General features: G+C 46.6%; 15 protein-coding genes. 2 read left to right on the top strand and 13 right to left on the bottom strand.

From position 1 onward, the window contains the following. The 4 genes from ADIS_RS12375 to ADIS_RS12390 form a co-directional block, all read right to left on the bottom strand. Positions 1-3,594 (bottom strand): family 78 glycoside hydrolase catalytic domain, encoded by a 3,594-nt coding sequence (locus tag ADIS_RS12375; protein ID WP_155907428.1) that lies wholly within the window; start codon positions 3,592-3,594, stop codon positions 1-3. 412 nt (positions 3,595-4,006) lie between these two features. Continuing rightward, positions 4,007-6,493, bottom strand: a complete 2,487-nt coding sequence (locus ADIS_RS12380; RefSeq protein ID WP_010854871.1) for a cation-translocating P-type ATPase — start codon at positions 6,491-6,493, stop codon at positions 4,007-4,009. Then, positions 6,493-6,699 carry a helix-turn-helix domain-containing protein gene (locus ADIS_RS12385; protein ID WP_010854872.1) on the bottom strand — a complete coding sequence of 69 codons (207 nt, stop codon included), beginning with the start codon at positions 6,697-6,699 and terminating at the stop codon, positions 6,493-6,495. The genes ADIS_RS12380 and ADIS_RS12385 overlap by 1 nt, the downstream gene beginning before the upstream one ends. A 3-nt stretch (positions 6,700-6,702) precedes the next feature. Continuing rightward, positions 6,703-7,263: a DUF2975 domain-containing protein gene (locus ADIS_RS12390; protein WP_010854873.1), complete on the bottom strand. Its 561-nt coding sequence runs from the start codon at positions 7,261-7,263 to the stop codon at positions 6,703-6,705. 219 nt (positions 7,264-7,482) lie between these two features. Between ADIS_RS12390 and ADIS_RS12395 the strand changes: the two genes are divergently transcribed. Together ADIS_RS12395 and ADIS_RS23435 are read left to right on the top strand one after the other, a co-directional pair. Next, positions 7,483-8,250, top strand: coding sequence for an energy transducer TonB (locus tag ADIS_RS12395; RefSeq protein WP_010854874.1), 768 nt, complete (start codon positions 7,483-7,485; stop codon positions 8,248-8,250). 153 nt (positions 8,251-8,403) lie between these two features. Further along, positions 8,404-9,333, top strand: a complete 930-nt coding sequence (locus ADIS_RS23435) for a hypothetical protein (protein WP_238325428.1) — start codon at positions 8,404-8,406, stop codon at positions 9,331-9,333. An 80-nt stretch (positions 9,334-9,413) separates the two neighbouring features. Here the strand turns inward: ADIS_RS23435 and ADIS_RS12405 are convergent, their stop codons facing one another. The 9 genes from ADIS_RS12405 to ADIS_RS12450 all read right to left on the bottom strand — a co-directional run bounded on the left by ADIS_RS12405 (position 9,414) and on the right by ADIS_RS12450 (position 18,691). Beyond that, positions 9,414-10,373 (bottom strand): hypothetical protein, encoded by a 960-nt coding sequence (locus ADIS_RS12405; RefSeq protein ID WP_035805806.1) that lies wholly within the window; start codon positions 10,371-10,373, stop codon positions 9,414-9,416. Then, the gene (locus tag ADIS_RS12410) at positions 10,366-11,430 is read right to left on the bottom strand and encodes a cytochrome-c peroxidase (protein ID WP_051113310.1); all 1,065 of its coding nucleotides are present in this window, start codon (positions 11,428-11,430) and stop codon (positions 10,366-10,368) included. The genes ADIS_RS12405 and ADIS_RS12410 overlap by 8 nt, the downstream gene beginning before the upstream one ends. Positions 11,431-11,434: 4 nt before the next feature. After that, on the bottom strand, positions 11,435-12,271 hold the full coding sequence (locus ADIS_RS12415) for an MbnP family protein (RefSeq protein ID WP_035805835.1): 837 nt from the start codon (positions 12,269-12,271) through the stop codon (positions 11,435-11,437). A 133-nt stretch (positions 12,272-12,404) separates the two neighbouring features. Next, complete coding sequence (locus ADIS_RS12420) at positions 12,405-12,812, bottom strand: hypothetical protein (RefSeq protein WP_035805808.1); 408 nt, start codon at positions 12,810-12,812, stop codon at positions 12,405-12,407. 105 nt (positions 12,813-12,917) lie between these two features. Continuing rightward, positions 12,918-13,292, bottom strand: coding sequence for a hypothetical protein (locus tag ADIS_RS23255; RefSeq protein WP_010854880.1), 375 nt, complete (start codon positions 13,290-13,292; stop codon positions 12,918-12,920). Positions 13,293-13,556: 264 nt separating this feature from the next. Next, complete coding sequence (locus ADIS_RS12430) at positions 13,557-13,751, bottom strand: hypothetical protein (RefSeq protein ID WP_010854881.1); 195 nt, start codon at positions 13,749-13,751, stop codon at positions 13,557-13,559. A 381-nt stretch (positions 13,752-14,132) separates the two neighbouring features. Then, the gene (locus ADIS_RS12440) at positions 14,133-14,699 is read right to left on the bottom strand and encodes a hypothetical protein (RefSeq protein ID WP_010854883.1); all 567 of its coding nucleotides are present in this window, start codon (positions 14,697-14,699) and stop codon (positions 14,133-14,135) included. 87 nt (positions 14,700-14,786) lie between these two features. Further along, positions 14,787-16,190 carry a hypothetical protein gene (locus tag ADIS_RS12445; protein WP_010854884.1) on the bottom strand — a complete coding sequence of 468 codons (1,404 nt, stop codon included), beginning with the start codon at positions 16,188-16,190 and terminating at the stop codon, positions 14,787-14,789. A 26-nt stretch (positions 16,191-16,216) separates the two neighbouring features. Then, entirely contained in the window at positions 16,217-18,691 is a 2,475-nt protein-coding gene (locus tag ADIS_RS12450; RefSeq protein ID WP_010854885.1) for an outer membrane beta-barrel protein, read from the bottom strand. Positions 18,692-18,793: the final 102 nt, after the last annotated feature.

Here is an 18,793-nt window from a genome sequence, read left to right on the forward strand (position 1 = left end):
TTACTCAATACTAAAAGTATACGATCCCGAGCTTAATTCCATCGTAATGTACCCATTTTCCCTAGAGATCAGGGTAATACCTAGAACTTCTGTGAGCATCTTCCCCCCTTCGGAGACCCTTTCCAAGTCCTTAACAGGTAATACGAGCACAGCACTGGTATTGGGCGGAACAGTGGCCTTATATTCCCAACTATCCACGCCTCTTTTCCATTCGCTATGGATACGTCCATACATGGAATCATAATGACCCTTTGCCCACGTCATTTTTCCGTCGGGATCCGGTTGAGGCTGTAGTCGGAATTTTTTGAAGCCTGGTATTTCCGGGTGTCGTTGTATACCTAGTGAATACATGTACATCCAAGCCCCAACCGCACCGAAGGAATAGTGGTTGAACGAATTCATGCTATTATTACCGCCAAACCCGTCTTCCACCGTGTAGGAGTTAAGTCGCTCCCAGATGGTTGTTGCCCCGTTTTTGACAGAATAGAGCCAAGATGGATAGCTTGTTTGCTGTAGTAATCGGTAGGCGTGAACCGGATCGCCGTATCGGGAAATGGCTTCATTGATGGCGGCAGTGGCGATAAAACCCGTCATCAACGAATAGGCCGGTCGGAGTATCCCCATGTCGTCGACATTTTCCCTGGCTAAGGTTGCGATCAGGTTGGCCAATACCTTTTCTTGAAGGTCCCCATCGATGACTTCCAAATATAGGGGAATGGCATAGGAAGCTTGCGTATCAATAGGATCTCCTTTTTGGGTGCCGGGAGCAGTGCTGCCACCTCTTCCCTGTGTTGAAACCCCCGAATGAATACTCTTTCCCGTACGAGCATCAAAATACGTGTCCATTAGAAATTTTTTTCTACTGGCAAACTTGGCCTGAAATGTGGCTGCTTCTGTTGGCTTTCCCAAAATTTGCGCTACTTGGTGAAGAATCCCGTATCCATAAGCCTGGTAGGCCGTGAAAAACTGTGTGTTGTCGTTTTTGTTTACCTCAGGGCTGAGCCAATCTCCCAACGGACCCTCCATTTGAACCCCGGAATCCTTATCCTCCCGGGTTTCCAAAAAAGCCAAATAGGCTTTCATGGCCTCGTAATTTTCCTCCAAGATGGTGGTATCGCCATATTGAAGAAACAGTTCCCAGGGAAGTACGATACCGGCACTTCCCCAAAGGGTTCCTCCGAATCCATTGCCTACGGGAGTCACATCGGCAAATTTACCATTGGCTGCCTGTAGGTCCCGCATGGCCATCATGTGGCGCTTTAAGAAAGGCAGCACCTCACCCAAGTACGTAGAGGTCCGGGCAAAAACGTTGATGTCACCACTCCAACCCATGCGCTCATTTCGGGCTGGCGTATCCGTTGGAATGGACAGAAAGTTTCCCAACATGGACCAGGTAATGTTTTCCCAGAGTTTGTTGACGTCTTGGTTGGAGGTGGTGTAGGACGAACGGATACTATCCACTGAACTGATGACCAGGCCTTCCACCGCATTTAAGGGGGGTGCATTTTTTATGCCGGTGATTTCCACATACCGATATCCATGGAAGGTAAAACGTGGCTGGATCACTTCATCTCCCCCTTTCCGTATATAGATGTCGTGGGTCAAGGCTGCCCGTATATTCTCCATCATGATCATGCCGGAATGGGGGTGGTAGGCGGGAAGGTCGGGATATTTAACTTCCGCAAACCGCAAAATAACCGTATCCCCTTGGTGCCCGTGGGACAGGGTAATTTTCGGAACCCCTACCATGTTTTGCCCCATGTCGTAAACAAATACACCAGGCCGGACTTCCTCCATGGACACCGCTTTTAACCGTCTGATGATCGTTGGAGTGGGATCATTTTGGGCACTGAGGGTAAGCTGTTTATAATCCAAGGTGCCATTGGTCATGGGACCGGTATAGGTGGTGCCTTCCAAGGGTACATTTTGAGCTGACTTCCAACTGGAATCATCGAACTGTGCCAAACTCCATCCGGTTAGCACGCTTTCCTTATTGGCATCATACACCTCCCCTTGGAAAAAGCTGCCATTTAGGATAGGGCCATCGGTGAATAATTTCCAGGATTGGGGTTGGGTATTGATTTCCTGGACGGTGCCGTCTTCGTATTCGATAAGCAATGTTCCCAAAAAGGACTGCCGGTCACCGAAAAAATTCCAGTTGCCCCCACTGAACGTGATGTGCCCACTCCACCAGCCTTCGCTAAGCCACGCACCCCATGCGTTGGCCGCATTTGATTCCAACGCATCGGTGACCTCATAGATTTGGTATTGATGGTTTTTGTTGTATTGGGTGAGGCCCGGGTTAAAGTAGTCCTGTCCAACTCGCTTTCCGTTAAGGTACATTTCGTAAATTCCCCGGGCGGTGGCATAGATTCTCGCTTTTTTGATTTTTTTAGCTTGCGTCGTAAAGGTCGTGCGCAGCATGGGGGGAGCGTTTCGGCTAGGGTCTTCCAGTGCCAATACCGCCTTATTATCCGTGCCAACCTGATACCTGCCGGCGATGGCCCGTATGTTTGGGTGCTTGTCAAAAATACTAATGGTGCTTTCAGCCTCCGAAAACAGTACGTTTCCCGGACGTCGGTAGTTGGAAATAGTCAAATTGGAAAAAGTCGCCAACTGCCCGGAATCCGTCTTAAAACCTATGTCCCCCAATAGTGGAAAATTGATATAGTTTCCCCCTTCTCCCATGGGATTGAGGTTCAATCCTTGCGCCACATAAGAAGGCTTAGACGGGTCATTGGGGGAGATTTTGTTTTCGTTTTCGGTACCGTTCAGATATACTTGAAATATCCCCAAGTTACACTCCAAGAATAGGTCGTGAGGCTCGTATTTATTTCCCTCATGGATCAGTCGTTGCGGAATGGGCATGGAGTGAAAGGGGGTGCCTACTTGGTCATCGGCATGGTACCCTACCCGATAGGCATGCAATAGGGCTAGCCCTTCTTCCGTGCCATTTACTTGACTGATATCCAATTCAAAGCCTACATAACTTCCATCCCGCCCGCTTTCCATTTGAAGGATATTCAGGTTTTTTTTCATAAGCCGTACATCATTTCCACCCAGGAGAAAGGCTGCCCGTGTACTTTTGCTTTCCTGATCCAGTTGTATGGTTACTCCGGCTTTGAAAACGGCTAGGGCGTGGGCATAGAGCACCAAATCCTCTGAATCTCCACCAATCCATTCGGCGTTTTTCCAAGCGTTTGGCGAATCCATCCATCCGGTTTCAAATTTCCCGATTTCGGTTTGGGAGTGATCTGATTGATTCCAAACGGTCAAAGACCATGTATAGGCCGTAATTGGACGAAGCTTTTCTCCTTGATACCGGATTCCTACGGATCTATCAGAGGATACTTGTTGGGAATCCCATATCAGGGCACCATGGGAATCGGATACCTGAATACGGTAAGCTTTTTGGTATACCCCCCTCTCCGAACCAGCAACCTGCATCTGCCAACTAAATACAGGGGAAGCTGTTTCAATGCCCAATGGATTCTCTTGGTGATCGACTTTTAGTTTTTGTAGAGAAAAAGTGGACTGTGCTACCAACGAAAACGAAAGCATCCAAAGAAACAGAAGGGATAGTATCCGTATCATACTCATTTTATAGGGTTTATTCGGGAATAAAGGTATCTAGATTTCCACCAACCTAAAAAAACTTAATTGACTAATCGACAGTAGTTGGGATTTCTGGGACATATGCCACTATTTGATCGATGAAAGCCTATCTTGGTTTTAAAATGACAAAAGGCTAAATAGAAAAGGCTATTTTTGTTAGGAAACCTCTAAACTCCCTAGCTAGTGAGTCTCCTTGTCCTTTCTGATTGGAGGGATTATTTTGTTGGGCTAGGATCCTTTCGGGCTGATGTCTCATTTTATTGAATATCAGTTATTTATGATTTTTATTGGGTTGGTATGGGCATAACTGGGTAGAGCATTTCGTCGGCTACATCAGTGAAAAAAATGACCAAGGAAAGAACGAAGACATTGAGGGAGAGGAGCTTTGACCTCATTTTTCTTTATTTCTTCTACGCCAAGCTTTCCATATTTCTATCCAGAAAACAGACACGAAAGCCGTCACCAGGGCCAATCCAACGCTAGACATTGTAACAGGTTCGAAGCTGAATAGCGATTGAATTCCTGGAACTGTCAGCATCAGCACCAATAAAAGAAGGGAAATTCCCAAAATAACAGGCATTAGTCTATTGGGATATTGAATGGTTTTGAAAACAGCGTAATAAAAAGACCTGTTGGCCAATGTCAAAAACACATTACTGAGAACCAACGTGGTGAAAATTATGGTCCGGACGGTTTCAATGCTTTCACCTGACAGCATCAGGTAATACCCCAGGCCCAAAGTGCCGGCGGTTATCGTCAAACCTTGCAGTACACTGATCGAAAGCTCAGGCATGGAGAAGAAGGTTTCTGACATCTTTCTGGGAGGATTGTTCATCGAATTAGGCTCAATGGGTTCATTCTCAAAAACGATGGAACAGGTAGGCCCCATAATCAACTCCAAGAAAATCACATGCACGGGCGTGAAAATCAAGGTATATTCCCAACCTAACACCAAGGGCATAAGCACTACCAAGATAATCGGAATATGGATGGATAGGATGTATTGGATTGCTTTTTTGAGGTTTTCATAGATTTTTCTTCCCAAAGCCACGGCTTCTACCATATGCCCCAAATCATCGTCCATCAAAACCAACGCTGCTGCGCTCTTGGCAACCTCACTGCCCCGCTTTCCCATGGCAATTCCGATATGGGCGGCCTTGAGTGCCGGGCCATCGTTTACCCCATCTCCCGTCATGGCCACTACTTCACCGTTTTGCTTAAGAGCCTCCACGATTCTTAACTTCGCCTCGGGAAACATCCGCGCAAAAACCTGTGTCTCCTTTACCTTCTGCTGAAGTTCAGCTTGATCAAAAGCCAATACTTCCTCTCCGGTCAAAACCTTTCCCTTGGACTGCAAGCCAATTTGGTTGGCAATAGCAGACGCGGTTTGCGGATAATCGCCGGTGATCATTTTCACGTTAATACCAGCTTTGTAAAAGCTTTCCAAGACACCGTCAATACCCTTTTTTGGGGGATCATAAAATGCCAAGAGACCCAAAAATTCAAAATCGAATTCCTGCTGTGTTTTGGGATACTCCTCCCTGCCGGAATCTGCTTTTCCAACGGCCAAAACCCGATAACCTATGGAGGTAAAGCTATCCACGATGTCCATAATCTTTTTGAGATCCGGATCAGCCAAGCTGCATTGCCTGAGCACCCCTTCCACACTTCCTTTTACCGCAATGATTTTCTGACCATTCCCCAGCTGAAAAATATGCGTCATGATGGGAGGTTTTCCACCTAAAGGATATTCATGCAGCAGTTTTGCATCACTCCTTTCATCGACCGGTACCAAGCTGTTATAAAAACCGTGAATGGATTTTTCCATGGGGTCGAAGGGTAAAATTTCCGATGCCCAAAGTGCATAGTTCAGAGTCTGGCTGAAACCAGGTGTCTCTTTGGTGAAATCCTGCGTTAGGTCCGTGGTAAAATCATAGACAGCCCTAAGTTCCATATGGTTTTCAGTCAGGGTGCCTGTCTTATCGGTACAGATGACAGATGCAGAACCCAAGGTTTCCACGGTATAGGGGCTACGGGCGATCACTTGGCTTTTATATAACCGATAGGCCCCTAAGGCCATAAACGTACTGAATGCTACGGGGATCTCTTCCGGAAGAATCGACATGGCCAATGTCAAACCGGCGAGCAATGAATTGAGGACGTCATGGGAATGGAGGTAATTGATTCCCCAAACCAGCAAAAATGCTACCGCCCCAAAGCTGACCATATTCCGCACAAAATTTTTGATCTGCGTTTGAAGGGGTGTTTTGGTCTGTTCGATCTCCTCCAGGCTAGTTCCGATTTTGCCCAGGGCTGTATTTCTTCCAATGGCCACTACCTCAGCCACACAATTACCGGAATCCACCATTGCCCCATGAAAAATTAAAGGGAATTCAGAAAATTGATCCTTGGATACTGACAAAGACTCTCCGGTCAGCATGCTTTCATTCACCGAAAAATCATGGGCTTCGATGATTTTGGCATCTGCCGGAATAAGATCCCCATCTTCTACCAGTATCAAGTCTTTGATCACTATTTCTTCTGTAGGAATAGTAGTCAAACGGCCGTTGCGGTACACCTGTGCTTTGGGACTGGATAGCTTCTTGAGTGCATTTACAGCATTTCTGCTCTTGTTTTCCTGGAAAATGGATATTCCCGAAATCAAGCCTATGGCCACCAACATGATAATCCCCTCGGTGGTCTCACCAAGAACAAAATAGACGGTTGAGGCAACCAACAGAATGATAAACAACGGCTCTTTGACGATTTCCAGCAAAATCCCCCAAATAGGTAGCTGAAAGCGCTCCTCCGGTTGATTTTCACCAAAAGCCGCCCGATTGGCTGCCACTTGCTGATCATTGAGCCCTTGGTATTCCATTATTCATCGACAAACTCCAAAATATCCCCTGGTTGGCATTCCAAGGCCTCGCAAATCGCCTCCAGGGTAGAAAAGCGGATCGCTTTTGCCTTGCCCGTCTTCAGGATCGAAAGATTTGAAAGGGTGATGCCCACCCGTTCCGAAAGCTCGTTGAGGGAGACTTTTCTTTTTGCCATCATGACATCTAAGTTAACAATAATCGGCATAGTCTATACGGTTAGGTCGTTGTCGGCCTGGATTTCCACTCCCCGACGGAAAACCACTGCAATGGCATAGATCACCGCCCCCATGATCAAATATTCGAAGGCACCCCCCAAAAATCCCCCAAGATCCGGGCTATGGATGGTCCGAACTGACAGCCACTTAAAATAACGCGACGCAATGATAATTAGGATACCGACCTGAAGGGTAACTTCCCCGATTTTGGAAATAAGATCAGAAACCTCTTTACTGAACGGGTGAATTAGATCGATTTTCAGAAAAATGCGGATCACCAAATAGAAGATATAGGCCTTAGCTGCCAAAACCCCCAACAGCAAAGACATGCCCGCCAGGTAATACCCCGTATGCCATTCCCGAACCACCGACAAATCCAATCCCTCGTAAAGGTCTTTTGCCACCGAGGGATCAAAAAGGCTATATACTGTGGTGAACAGCAGCGCCCCTGCCTTGATACATAATCCGATAAAAATGCCCCAAATCACAAGGGTGAGCAACATCAGTAGGGGTTGCTCTTCCCATTTACTTTTCCAAGTTTCTTTCCAGTTCATATGAATTTACTTTTTGATTAGACAATTATCAGCAATTATTTATTGAAATACAATAAATATTTATTTTTATTAGAAAAATTACTCCTGTCAACACCTTACGAGTTAATCGCTAATTGGGGATAAGAAATCCTACCGATAGCTTCTTTCGGGAGGTTTAGCCTACGCGATAGAAATAAGTTTCTAGTTGGAAATTTGTTCTATTTGGGCTAGTTTAGGGATATGGATTGGATTTGGAAATTTTTAGGCTTCGTATTTTGTCTTGGGTTTTTGGGGTTTGCCAGTAAAGCAGAAGCTCAGGAAAGAAAAATCATCCCCTTAGATGCACATTTTTTGCCCATAGAGGAGGGCGAGGATGGTCATTCCTACAGTAAGATAGTAACCGTCTCCTCCGAGGGGGAATTGGTAGAAAAAACTTATGACCTGAACTACTCGCTGGTTTCGGTGAAGAAATCACTCTTTGAAGAGTCTGAGCGGCAGGAGCCGCTATGGGAGGAAGAAACCCACTATTCTTCAGATGGCGCTCCTATATCTACGCAGTACAAGTATAGGAAGGACAATGCCAAGCATACCAAAGTATTGGTGGGAGAGAAACTGGTGCTGGAACTGGTCTGTGATGGTTCAATGCCATGCAAGGGCACTTTTGTCGCACCTAGCGGAGAGCGGGAAACCGTGGACAGGGATATTTTTAAGCCCAGTTTGCCGAGTATGAAAGTCTGGCAGGATTTTTTGGTCAAAAACGTTTCCTATCCTCCATCCGCTAGAAATAAACGCACCGAAGGAGAAATCTGGATTGGGCTGAGAATCGATGAGCATGGGGAATTAGTGGAACGTTTCATCTTAAATCGAGCATCCTCAGACCCCAGTTTGGTCAAAGAAGTGGAGCGGTTATTTGATATATACACTGGGGGCTTTGTTCCCGCTCGCACCATTTATGGGAACCCAACCACTGCATGGATGTACCTTCCTATTCGCTTCCGCTTGGGTTGATGCCCCAACATTAGGGACGGTGGTACTACCAGACTTTCAGAGATTTGCCGGCTAGTAACATGTGATTCCCTATCGGGATGATCACTGACCGTGCAGCAATCGTAAATCAGGGATAAGCTGAGGTAAAAATTATAAAAGCAATACGAAAAAAGCATGGCTAGAAGTTTGGGGAGATTACTGCTTGTACTCCTGATAGGTTACTCTTCTTGCTCAACGAAGAAAGTAATACCCTCGCCTACTGCATTTCAGTCGGAATGCCTTGAAGGATTGGAATTCGGAATAGAGGAGGAAGTCTTTCTCGCGGACTCGCTTCTGATTCGAGAAAAACTGTTGGCCTATGTCGATGAAAAAACCGTTGAAATGGCCATTGCACTCAATTTAACCTCGGAATTGGCGGAGATAGTGACAAAGGGCATCGAACCTGGGCAAGAACAGGCTTTAAAATCGAAAGTAATGGGCAGTGTGCTGAAGATGAACCTAGAGTTACATTCACTGATGTCAGCTATCGATTGTGAGGAAGAAAAATCGGAACAGGTTGCGTCGTTTGTTGAAAGGGAACTGCGAAAAAAAGAACGAAACCTAACCGTTGCTGCCATTGTAACCGGTGCGTTGGTAGGGGTGGGTACGGGCATTATGCTTGCTGCTAACAACTCCGGGAACGATCTACCCGAATACCTGGGCATTGCAGGGGGATTGACCGAAGTTTTCCTTGGTCTTTCTATCCTACGATTGGACCGAAAAGTAATGATACAGCATACCAAGAATATCCTTCGGGACGTGTACCTATCGGACAGCAGGCCGAGCTACTTCCCGCCCGCTGTCTGGTATTACTTCAACAGCCAAAATCGGAACGAAGCCGGAATCTCCCTAAAAGAACAGCTGGTAGACAGGTGGAATACGTTTAATTCAACCGACGAATCCCTTTCATTATTGATCAGCAATGGCGGTGCCTACTCTCCAGATATGCTCAAAAGCAGATCGGAAATGTTAGACCAATTGGAGTCGCAAATTGCACTGATCAGTAAGGACCTACTTTATTTTCTAAGCAGGGTGGAAGCACTTATTTATCCCTTAAAATCTTGACCTTCCGGTTCGACGCACCAAGAATGTCCTGTACATATCAACCGTTCTATAATCCAGCGTAACAGAAGATGCCACCATGCTTACTGAAAGGAAAACACGCTCTTCTCCGACTTTGTGCCTATAAAGCGGATAAAGGTAACCGAAAACCGGTTGCGGGCTTCAATCGTGACATGGGAGTCACTGTTAAAGGCCTGCTGAATAGGCTTCTGAAAATTACTGTGAACCATCCAACTCCCAAATTGCCCTTGAATGCCTACCTGTGCCATGGTCGATTGTCCGCCACTATTGGCCTGAAAAAAACCCTCATGGGTGTGCTGCCCCCCATACTCATGGTACACACCCACTATGGGTAAAACCCGAAGATTCCCCACCTTGGTGGCATAAAACCCGTTTGCCTGTGCGTTGTACTGATTTCCAAACCTATATTGTTGGGAATTCAGGGTGTTTACCTTATACACTGCTTCTACATTTAACCCAAATCGGTTTCTCATAGAGGTATAATTGACCATTGCCAGGTAGTCAAATGAGCCACTGCCCAGCTGAAAATTCGGATTGATTAGATCGCCCGCCTTCGAATACTCAAAAGGTGCCAAGGGGGCTTTGATGCCTCCTCCGAGCCAAAGATTATGCAGCCACTTCTCCATAGGGTTACCGGATTGGTCGATAACCTTTAGGTTCAGCATCAGCATGGGATCACCCAATCCCTTCAACTGCTCCTTTTCATGGCTTCCGTTCATAGTATTGTACATGTAGGGGAGTACCACGTTCAGTTGCAATCGATCCTTTAACGCTATTCTGCCCATAACATCAATCCGCTGATAAAGATCATAGGAATACTCCAAGGTACCACCATGCATCATATCTGCATAGAAATGGGCGTTGGAATACTTCATACCGATAAAATGGGCTTCATTCTGGGGAATTATCCCAAAATTAAAGCCCCCCAAGGCACACCCACAGGCATCACATGCCTCAACCGTCTGCACGAAGCGGGACAATAAAAGAAACAAAAGGAGAATGTTTTTGATATAATTAGTCATTGGAATTGAAGAAAAGGGGGTTAGAAATAAATCCGTGATCCGTTAATGTTTTGAGGAAAGCGATGATGGCCTCTTTTTCATCAGCGGCCAACGAAATGACCGGTTTTCCATCCACAAAAACCGATGGGTCAATATTGACCTGATCCGATACGCCATCTGTATAGTGATCCAATACCTGGCGAAGCGTCTCGAACCGGGCATTGTGCATGTAGGGACTGGTCACTTCTATATTTCGAAGGGAAGGAACTTTAAACCTCGCTCGATCCTGTGGCACTTCGGTAACGGTTTCCCTGCCAAGGTCTATGATAACCCTTTGCACCCCATTGTTTCGGTAGCTCAAGTCAGTAAACAAGGGCTCCTGATGGCAGCCTTCACAATGCCGCCTGAAGAGCGTCAGCCCATGGAGCTCCTGTGAATTCATTGCCTGCTTGTCCCCTTTGACGTATCTATCGTATTTGGAATCGGCAGACACCATCATTACCATAAACTGACTGAGTGCATGCAACACGAATGGCCCCGTAACCTCCTCTATGCCAAAGGCTTTTTTGAACCGATCGGGATATTCGGAATTTCTCCGGATTCTACCCACCACTTCCTCAAAGCTCAGATCCATCTCAACTTCCGACTCGAAGGCCAATATGGGAGCAAAATCCAGGTGAGTCACCCCCCCATCCCAGAAAAACTCCCGGTGAAAGGCCAAATTGAACAATGGCGGGGCATTTCGCTTTCCTTCCCTATCCTCCACACCAAAACTAAAGGGATGCAGCCAAGTGTCCGCAAAGGCATGTGTCTGCACATGACAGGAAGAACAGGATACAGACCCGTCTCTGGAAAGGGAGGGGTCAAAGAAAAGGGCTCTTCCCAACTTGAAGCCATCCTCGGTTACCTCGTTGTTCCGAAACGTATAGGTGGGATCGGGGAAATGGGCAGGCACCTCAAACCGGTAATTGTCTTCGCGGGGCATCTCGCCAACGGGGTCGCAGGCCACGCAAGCGATCCAAAAGAACAGGAGGACAGGCTCAAAGAGCCTGCCTCCTGTTTTAGAATAAACGCTCATCCTTCTACTGATGGGTATGGTCAACAACAAACGCGTTTTTGATACGCTGCGCAAAAGAAACTCCCTCGGAAGGCGAATGAATATTGTTTTGTAGGGCAAAGTCGGCGTCGCCGAGAACCTTTAGCAAATCCATGTGGATATGGGGTGAGGGCCTCATCGTACGGTTTACGCGAACTGTTGCATCAAAAAGCAAGGATACCTCCACGTTGTTGTCAAAGAAACGCTGCGGATTCCCATCCACGCCTGGAATACTCTTCCATCCACCTATATGTAGCCGGAGGCGCTGCTCATCCCTCGGAGAGGCAGGAGAATGCCCTTCAAACATATAATGGATAAATCCCGAATTCCAGTTCCAAAACCATCCACCCGCTGCCCGGTCCAAGATCCCACCAACGGCACCTTCCTGGATTCCGTCTTCTCGTACGCCCAGCGTAAAGGTAATCTTATTGTACTGACCAGCAGGAACATCCTTCAAATGAATGTTGTAGGTATCAGGTTCGCCCTGAACGACCCGGTAATATCCCTTGATTTGACTCGCATCTGCCGAAGCATTCATCTCATCGACGAACAGCTCACCATTTGGACCCTCCAGCTTTACGTGACTGATATAGTAGCCAAACCGGGTGATATTGAATGACTGCCCCTTTCCATTGGCATAGCGAAAATTGGAACTACCCACGTTGTCGATTACCATGGTTTGGTTTCCGACGTAATTGTCAAACTTGACGATCATTTCCCCCTTTTCTTCCAGAACCGGATCTACTTGTTCCTGACAGGAAGAAAGAAAAACGAAAAGGAATAGCATATAGCAAGGCGCAATAAATAATGATCTATTTCTCATAATAATGGTATGGTTTGGCCCTAGCCTCCCATGGGAGTCGGGCTGATTATTGAATGAAGTGATAGTAAGGCCCAGGAAATCCATTTGGATCATCGGCCAAAAACACCGGCCTTGGAAAATCAACAACAGCCGGTCAAACACCAAAAAAACTCCAAGCCGGTGGAGGCTTGTCCAACCCACCACTATACACCCAATAAACACACTCCCTATGTGCTGAAAAATGCTCCAACCAATCGGGAAAACCCCGCTGACCTAGCCCGAAGGCACTCGAGAATAGGGTGAACAGGTGAAAATCCGACCTGAAATCCATCCATGCGGAATCCCCGTCCTGAGGAACGTCGTTCAGTTGCTTATCAAGGTAACATTGCCCATTGCATTGAGACATGGGCACGTCTCTATTTTCGCAAAACATCTCCGAAATAATGGAGCGGTTGAGCTGAAAATTGACACAGATGGCTGAATAGACCAATCCATTCAGTATGATCATCCACGCCAATAAAATGACATAAAGCGCACGCAGTGGAACCCTACAGAACCCCATGGGGAAGAAAGAACTAATAAAACAAGAAGAAAATATGGACAGCAATTCGTAACGGAATTGCTACGTGTTACCAAACCTGGCAACAATGCCTACCTAGGTGGTAGATTAGATTCGAGGAGGGATTTCTATATTTCCAAAAAATGAGGGTTGTATCTTAGCTGGTAGTTCGGAACCATACACGCTTACAACATCTTCAGGAAGCGCACCCGCCAGCAAAAGAGGGGAGGATGCAATGTACTGACCAAAGTCAAAGGAGAACGCATGGCCTGCCTGTTGATCGCGCCGTTCTTTTTCGGCCTGTAGCTGTTGGGCGAGGTAACACTTTCCGTCGCATTTGAGCATCGGCTTGGACTTATTGACGCAAAAATTCTCAATGATTTCGGCTTTGTTCAGCTCGTATGACCCCTGTATAACGGAATAGACCATTCCGTTAAGCAACAAGAGGGCGATCAATACGGTGGACAGCAAGCCTTTCAACATAATTGCAAAGGTAGGTTACGGGATTGGTTTTGGCAATCCAACGGCTGAAAAATTAAGGATATGAGATGGTGAATCGGATAAAGGTCTATTTATGACAAGAGGTTAATTCACGACGGAGCCCAGTCTTGGGGCAAACAGCGATGGTTTACCGTCCATAGATTTATATTTGGCGAAAAAACTTCAGAGAATCAAAAAAATACAGGGTGGTATTGAAATAAAAATAAGAGAGAATATTGACGTCAATAAAAGCTGGATCGAAAATTTCTAGATATTCTGATCTATTGCTAAAGCAATCGCATCCGACCAGTCAATGTATTCGGTCAAAGATTCCGCAATTTTCTCGATTTCATCAGGAGTTAGCTCTCTGTTAATTACTTCCCTAGCGATGTTTTGTACATCCTCCTCGTTTAGCCAATAGACAAGTGGACTCCTACTTTTCTGTTTTATGTAATCCTTCATCGGTTTTTAGGCTGTTCTTCTCTACTCAGATAGGCACCATGAAGGTTGCCGATGCAAGTGAGCAAATGGCTGTCAGGTATGAAATTTACATACTTATTTCTCATGCTAGCATTCCAATTTCCTATTCTTAAAGTTAGGGTTTTAAACTGGTTCTATCCAGCAGGTGCTTCCTTTTTTCAGGTATACCCATCTCATGCGGGCAGATAAAACGGAGCTTCCGCTCCTGTTTTTTCTGCCAAGTATGGCTGCTGTTCCCCGGGTTGCGGTAGTTTAGCGTGCCAGTGGGAGAGACGTACAGACCTTCCAAGCCAATGGAAGGCATACCTCTATCTATAATGACAAAAGGATTTGGTAGGTATTCTCATTTAAAAGCGTTGAAAATCATCTGGCTACGAGCGAAGGCGAAAGCCATCGTCTGCTCGATGGATCGAAGGCATTCCGTTTGTCGGGAAATTCGATGTATTCCTCTTCACCCGAGTTTTCGGGAAGGTAGGGTGATAGGTCTTCCCCCTTTACCATCTTGGTAAATAGCATCGTCGCTTTTTGCTTCAATTGCTCCTCGGGCATTTTCCAGGTTCTGAATACCTCTTCGTAGTATCGGATGTCACCTGACGGGCTGCGTTCGAACAGGATACCAGTCGCCACATACTTCTTATAGAGGCTTGGAGCCTCCCGTTTGATCAAAAGGTATTCCCTTCCTCCACCGTCATAATGATAGGCCAATATTTCATGTTCTTTTGCATGGGCGAGGTAATAGCTGTCAAACCGTTCCTCGAACTTGTTCTGATGATCAGCGTGCCGCTTGGGTAGCTTTCCATAGTACCTCACCATTTGGTACATTAACTGTTCCCGCTCCTCTTCCGCTAACTGTCCGGGATCATATTGGGAAACACCACAGGCACTAAAAACCAAACTAGCCAATAGAATGAATACGCGTAGATAGCTCATGCTCAAAAGGAATTTAGTAGAATAGAGGGAGCGCCAAATTTTGACGCCCCCTCCAATGATCAAATGCTTGTTACTGTTTTATCACTATCAATATTCTTTGTCTACTGGATCAAACTCTGCCCAGCCGTCCGTCCAGTCGGTATTGCCAAATCCACCTAGAAAAGTCACGCTCTTGTCGAAAAAGTCAGCTCTGCCAGCCTCTGAAAATTTTGCCAGGTCAAACTTTGCTCCCGATGCTGCCAACCCACCGTTTATGGTGAAATTTGGATTGGAAGGATACTGATTGGTCAAGCGAGTGCCAAAAAACCAATCTTGACGCAATCCGAGTGCCTCATGCTCTTCCGAAGAAGCCGGTTTGTTGATCACCGTATTTCTGGATTCAATGTAATTGGCCACAGCATTTACATCTACATCGGTTCCAGCTCTAAACTTCTCATTAGGAGCGAAGAATATATTGTTCTCTATAAAGCCGTTTCCGAGCACCGCGTACTGTTCGAATACCGACGGTTGGTTCATGCGCAACGCTCTCGGAAAACCGGTGAAAACGGAGTTGGTTATGGTAACGGCCGTCCTTCTTCTCAAATCCACCGCATAGGCAAAGTTATTGTTCCCCGGATTGGTGCCTGTTGCGATCGGCCCGATCACTGTGATATTAGAAAACGTACCGGTAGTATAGGGCTGCACATTGTTATCGTTTGGTCCATTATCGCACTCAAATGCATTGGATTCTGACTGATCCGCATAGCCCCTGTATCGCACGGCCAAGCCAAACTGTACATTGCCACTGTAGCCAAAGTCTACGTCAAAGTCATCATCCCACATCGCAAAGGAAATAAGGTTCTTTCCGTTGACCGTTCCGCCAAACCACTCAAAGCCATCGTCTCCACCGAAGGAAACCATGCAGTTCTCCATTTTGGTACCGCTGCCAACCCCCCCCATGGTGATAGAGTTTGTCTCATTGTTTACGGAAAGCTCAATTCCGGCAAATTCTACCCTTAGGAACTCATAAACACCAGAATCGTCATTATTCTGAGTGGCATCACTTCTTCCAAAAGATACCGGAGGATCAATCCCCTCTATATTCGGATTGGTCTGGTTAGTCTGGGCGTTTCCGATGATCACCAAACCACCCCAGTCGCCACGATCCCGCTCGCCAGGCCGCTGATTCGACGTCATTACGATTGGCTCCTCTTTGGTTCCCCGAGCAATGATTTTACCGCCACGATCCACAATAAGGGTTCCCTTGGATCTCTTTTCACCGTAGATAACCGTTCCCGGATCAATGGTCAATACCTGACCAGAGCGTACGAACGTCTGTCCTACGATCATATACTTTTTGTCTTTGGTAAGCCGCTGCGTTGAAAGATCTCCACTGAGCTGTACAAATTCAGACTCCGGATCAACCGGACCTACATTCGGTGAATCATCCGTAGAACATGCTGATGCCAAAATGGCAAAAGCAAAAAGGCAATAAACAAACAGGTTTTTCATTTTATTAAGTTGAGGTTAGTTTATAATCAGAATAGGTAGCTCACGGAAGTTGTAAAGAGTGTCCCCCGTTGAAACTGAAAGATAGGACTGTCCACCGAGGGATCTACTTTTGTAGAACCGTACAGAAACGTTGAGTTTTCGAAAAACCGATAGGGAGCGTTAAGCAGGTCCTGCACCCCTGCCTTCAGGGTCAGTTTCTCCGTCAGGTTTTTGCTCACTGTCAGATCCACTGCGTGTCTGGGAAGTTCGAATATGGTTGGAAAAAGGTAGTTTCCTACTGCATAAATACGCTGTCCGAAAACATTGTAAGCAGCTCCTACCTGAAATCCCCTTTCTACGTGATCGTATACCAAGCCAGCATTGATGATGTAGGGCGACTGACCCTGAAGCGGCCTCCTTTGGTCTTGCGAAAGGTCCTCCCCAGGGCCAAAGTCTACCTCCGAGTAGATTAAAGAAGCATTTAAGTTTACCTGAAACCGGTTAAGGAAGGCTGATCCAAATACATTTTGAAACGATTTTCTAACTTCTACTTCCGCTCCATAGTTATAGGCACTCTCAGCATTTCCATAAGCAAAACCAGGAGACTCTGTCTGCACCACGATCTTGGCTTCTATGGGATTTAGAAAATACTTGTAAAAAACCCCGAAACTGATCGTCTCGCCGGGCCGGGGATAGGTTTCTATCCGCAAGTCCACATTGTGGATGTCCGCCACCCGGAGATCCGGATTACCGGTCACGGTTGCTTCCAATCTGAAATCATAATACTGAAAGGGTGCAATCTCCCTAAATTCAGGACGGTTGACCGTCTTTCCATACCCAAACCGAACCAGTGTATTTTCCGCCAGACTGTAATCAACGTTTAGAAATCCCAGGGGCGAAAATACCGGATTGCTGATGGTAAGGCTACCAACGTCGTTGGCGGAATTGACTTCCTGCATATTGTTTTCCACGCGCACACCTCCCGAAAGATTAAACTGTCCTATTGGGTAGACCACGGATAGGTAACCGGCTGTCAGCAGGTTTTGGGCGGTGTAGCTGTCTACCGGACGGGTACCTTCCTCTATGACGAGCCCGTTGGATCTTCGGATATTATCCGGCGCAAAAATCTGATCCACGGGCAGATTTCTGATCTGCTCGCCTATGGCAGGATCATTTCCTCCTCCAGGATACAGGTAGTTGATGTACCGGGCATCGAATGTTCTGCTCCTAAATTCGGCCAGGTAACCGGCTTTTATTTTTCTGGGGCGCTCATCACTTCCTCCCAGCATTTTCTCAAAGCTCAAGGAATTCGAAAGTCCATTCTCAGTCAGTTCTCCCCAGTACCTACCCGTATCAAACAGGTTTGAACTTGGTGGCAAAATCATCGAAAAGGGAGCGTCAGAGCTTGGGCTGCTGCCAAATTGGATGGTCCTAAACCGCCTCAAGTCGGGTTCAAGCTCCGCAATGTGATTAAGCCCAAGCACCCAATTAAGTGAAGAGCTCGATGCTGGAAATTGATGGGTGCCTTCCAGTTGGCTTGTCAACAGGGTTCGGCTTCTGTACTGAAGCATGTAGTTTCTCCTAAGATTACCTGCAAATTGCTGGTAATCGTACCCCTCCCTTACTACGGTGGTGTTTTCGCCTATCTGGTTAAAGAGGTTCTTGAACTCTATCCTGTTAAACGCATTGATGCGGTAGTTCCAGTTCGAAATGATCCCGATCCGATTATCCTTTTCATACGTAGCGTCCTCAAAAGCAAATCTTCTCAAAATGGGCAGTTCGCGGTTTTCCCAGGTGAAATACCGAAAAAAGTCCCGGGCATACTGCTGATAACTTTGAGAAATATTGAAAGACGTGACCGTAGAAAGACTGCCAGGGCCTTTAAGGCCAAAGTTTTTACCGAAGCTAATTCCCGCTGAGATATCCGGAATGGCTTGGGTTTGCTGTGGCAAAAAGTCATTTCGAAGACCTTTCCCGGCGGTTTCTCTGAGTTCAGAAAAACGGCTGGTTCCCTGAAGCACCTCACGATCGGGAAACCCTGCCGGCAAGCTTCGGAGGCCATTGTCAAATCCAAGCAGATCTGTCCGTGACCCTTCTGCCTGAAGGTACTTTTGAAAGGTAGTCCCCGGTCGTACACCCAATCCTACGCTTACCTGTGTGAAATCCTCGGTGAAGGCATTTTTGGTATACAGCTTAATTAAGCCTCCAGAAAAATCTCCCGGGTTTTCTGGAGATCCAGACTTGAATATCAGCATGCGATCGAGTACTTGGGAAGGTATGAGATCAAAGGAAAAAGTCCGCCGGTCTATCTCTGTGCTAGGCGCAATGGCGTTGTTGATCATTACTTGGTTATAACGCTCCGGAACCCCCCGTACCATTACAAAACGGTTGTTCACGATCGTGATTCCAGGCACCCGGCTCATGGCCTGGGCAGCATCGCGATCTTGGGAGAGTCTGATTTGCTCCGAGGAAATCCCGCTCACTACATTCAGCGATCGGCGCATTTCCGAGATTACGGCCATTTGGGTACTGGTTTCCCGTGCGGCGGTGACAATGACTTCACCTAATTCATCCGCGTCCTCCAGCGATTACGCTTAAAAATAATTGGTCTGTAAATTAATCGA

The organism is Lunatimonas lonarensis, assembly GCF_000390185.1.
Taxonomy (GTDB): Bacteria; Bacteroidota; Bacteroidia; order Cytophagales; family Cyclobacteriaceae; genus Lunatimonas; species Lunatimonas lonarensis.

What these genes read in the sequence shown, in the direction of transcription:
- ADIS_RS12375 (WP_155907428.1), bottom strand. Translation starts at nt 3,594, where the DNA reads ATGATACGGATACTATCCCTTCTGTTTCTTTGGATGCTTTCGTTTTCG.
- ADIS_RS12380 (WP_010854871.1), bottom strand. Translation starts at nt 6,493, where the DNA reads ATGGAATACCAAGGGCTCAATGATCAGCAAGTGGCAGCCAATCGGGCG.
- ADIS_RS12385 (WP_010854872.1), bottom strand. Translation starts at nt 6,699, where the DNA reads ATGCCGATTATTGTTAACTTAGATGTCATGATGGCAAAAAGAAAAGTC.
- ADIS_RS12390 (WP_010854873.1), bottom strand. Translation starts at nt 7,263, where the DNA reads ATGAACTGGAAAGAAACTTGGAAAAGTAAATGGGAAGAGCAACCCCTA.
- ADIS_RS12395 (WP_010854874.1), top strand. Translation starts at nt 7,483, where the DNA reads ATGGATTGGATTTGGAAATTTTTAGGCTTCGTATTTTGTCTTGGGTTT.
- ADIS_RS23435 (WP_238325428.1), top strand. Translation starts at nt 8,404, where the DNA reads ATGGCTAGAAGTTTGGGGAGATTACTGCTTGTACTCCTGATAGGTTAC.
- ADIS_RS12405 (WP_035805806.1), bottom strand. Translation starts at nt 10,373, where the DNA reads ATGACTAATTATATCAAAAACATTCTCCTTTTGTTTCTTTTATTGTCC.
- ADIS_RS12410 (WP_051113310.1), bottom strand. Translation starts at nt 11,430, where the DNA reads ATGAGCGTTTATTCTAAAACAGGAGGCAGGCTCTTTGAGCCTGTCCTC.
- ADIS_RS12415 (WP_035805835.1), bottom strand. Translation starts at nt 12,271, where the DNA reads ATGAGAAATAGATCATTATTTATTGCGCCTTGCTATATGCTATTCCTT.
- ADIS_RS12420 (WP_035805808.1), bottom strand. Translation starts at nt 12,812, where the DNA reads ATGGGGTTCTGTAGGGTTCCACTGCGTGCGCTTTATGTCATTTTATTG.
- ADIS_RS23255 (WP_010854880.1), bottom strand. Translation starts at nt 13,292, where the DNA reads ATGTTGAAAGGCTTGCTGTCCACCGTATTGATCGCCCTCTTGTTGCTT.
- ADIS_RS12430 (WP_010854881.1), bottom strand. Translation starts at nt 13,751, where the DNA reads ATGAAGGATTACATAAAACAGAAAAGTAGGAGTCCACTTGTCTATTGG.
- ADIS_RS12440 (WP_010854883.1), bottom strand. Translation starts at nt 14,699, where the DNA reads ATGAGCTATCTACGCGTATTCATTCTATTGGCTAGTTTGGTTTTTAGT.
- ADIS_RS12445 (WP_010854884.1), bottom strand. Translation starts at nt 16,190, where the DNA reads ATGAAAAACCTGTTTGTTTATTGCCTTTTTGCTTTTGCCATTTTGGCA.
- ADIS_RS12450 (WP_010854885.1), bottom strand. Translation starts at nt 18,691, where the DNA reads ATGGCCGTAATCTCGGAAATGCGCCGATCGCTGAATGTAGTGAGCGGG.